The organism is Actinoplanes sp. TFC3 (genome assembly GCF_001553785.1).
In the GTDB taxonomy this organism is placed as follows: Bacteria; Actinomycetota; Actinomycetes; order Mycobacteriales; family Micromonosporaceae; genus Actinoplanes.
The window spans coordinates 1-1,492 of the sequence record NZ_LOJP01000005.1 but is presented as its reverse complement, the minus strand read 5'-3'; the positions used below and the strand labels follow the sequence as shown (position 1 = coordinate 1,492).

Genomic DNA, 1,492 nt, shown 5'->3' with positions numbered 1-1,492 from the left:
ATCGACCTATGCCGAGACCGCGACTATGCCGAAGATTCTCCGCGCGTGCTGGGTGAGCCGCTTGGAGGAGAGTCGCTTGTTGGCATAGTTTCCTCTCGTGTAGACGGCCAACGGTGGGATGCGGAGAGGGTCACTATTCGCGGCTGAGCCGCCCGGTTGCCGATGTCTACCATTCCCGCATGGATCCAGCTGATCGAGAGTCGAACGCCGAGGCGTTGGCGACGGCCGTGTGGGCGGCAACGGAACCAGGCTCGGGGCGATTCCATCCAACTGAGAAACGATCGGACTTGGCGGCGCTTTCGGATCGCTTGGATGAGCTGCGGCGCCATGGGCAGGGATATCTCGAAGTTGGATTGCCGGACCAGGAGTACCCGCTCTTGACCGTTGGGTTCCGAGGGAACCATGCGGTCATCCATCTCTTCGCCAACGCTGATCAGGTGTTTCTCCTTGGAGGGGACGGCACTGCTCCCTCGACTGCTGAGGTCGAGGTCCCGGTCATCGATGACGCGGCGGTGTTCACCGGCGACTTCGTCCTTGATGTCGATCAAGCGTGGGATCGTGTTCGCAGCTTCGTCCGGACGGCGTCACCTAGTTGTTTGGGCCAGTGGTGGGAGCTGCAGCCGCCCGCGGAGATCTGAGCCGCGGGTGTTCATAGGCGGTCGAGGAATGCGAGCTTCTTGTCGGTGGGTCGGTAGCGGCCTGGCTTCGCGGTCAGGGGTGTGGTCAGGGCGAGGGCTTTCTCCTTGGTGGACATGTCGGTGTGGACGTAGGCGTCGGTGGATCGGACGCCGGCGTGGCCGAGCCAGAGCGCGATGACGCTGGTGTCGACGCCTGCTTGCGACAGTGACATCGCGCAGCTGTGTCGAAGGGCGTGCGGATGGATGTCTTTGTCGCGCAGGGACGGGCAGCGTTTCGCGGCGGTCGCGGTGTGGGTGTTCAAGCGTTGGGCGACGGCGTTGCGGCTGAGGCGGCGGCCGGTTCGGGTGGGAAACAGCGGGTCGGTGGGGCGTCCGCCGCGTTCGATCATCCAGGGCTGAAGGAGGCATTGGACCGGGCTGCCGAGCGGGACGGTGCGCTGTTTGCGGCCTTTGCCTTCGCATCGGACGGCGGCGCCGGCGCCTAGGGTGACATCGGCGCAGTTAAGGCTGGTGAGCTCGGAGACGCGCAAGCCGGTCTGGACCGCCAAGGCGATCATGGCCTTATCTCGCCGTCCCTCCCACCGGTTCGGATCCGGCGCCGCGAGCAGGGCCTCGACCTCGACGTCGGTCAGGAAGGTGATGACCCGTTTGTCGAACCGCTTGGGCGGGATGTCCAGGACACGCTGGATGAGCAGGGCGTGCTCGGGTGCTGGAGCGCGGCGTAAGAGAACAGCGACCGGATCGCGGTCAGGCGGGCGTTGCGGGTTCTGGTGCTATTGCCGCGCTCGTCCTCCAGATAGTTGAGGAACGCCGACACGGTCTCCGCGTCCAGGTCGGCCCAGTCCAGGTTCGCG

Annotated in this window: 3 protein-coding genes; 1 reads left to right on the top strand and 2 read right to left on the bottom strand. The window is 65.3% G+C overall.

Annotation, left to right across the window (positions count from 1 at the left end):
- The first annotated feature begins 179 nt into the window (after nt 1-179).
- A complete protein-coding gene (locus TFC3_RS33115; RefSeq protein WP_082772721.1) occupies nt 180-638 on the top strand; it encodes a hypothetical protein in 459 nt (152 codons plus the stop codon).
- Between the two features lie 11 nt (nt 639-649).
- Here the strand turns inward: TFC3_RS33115 and TFC3_RS33110 are convergent, their stop codons facing one another.
- Entirely contained in the window at nt 650-1,246 is a 597-nt protein-coding gene (locus tag TFC3_RS33110) for a tyrosine-type recombinase/integrase (protein ID WP_236718622.1), read from the bottom strand.
- Nucleotides 1,247-1,266: 20 nt separating this feature from the next.
- A partial coding sequence (locus TFC3_RS37615; protein ID WP_161952722.1) for a site-specific integrase occupies nt 1,267-1,492 on the bottom strand: 226 nt, incomplete at its 5' end.

Bases quoted from the DNA above. Each gene is read 5' to 3' on its own strand.
- TFC3_RS33115 (WP_082772721.1), top strand. From the start codon at position 180: ATGGATCCAGCTGATCGAGAGTCGAACGCCGAGGCGTTGGCGACGGCC.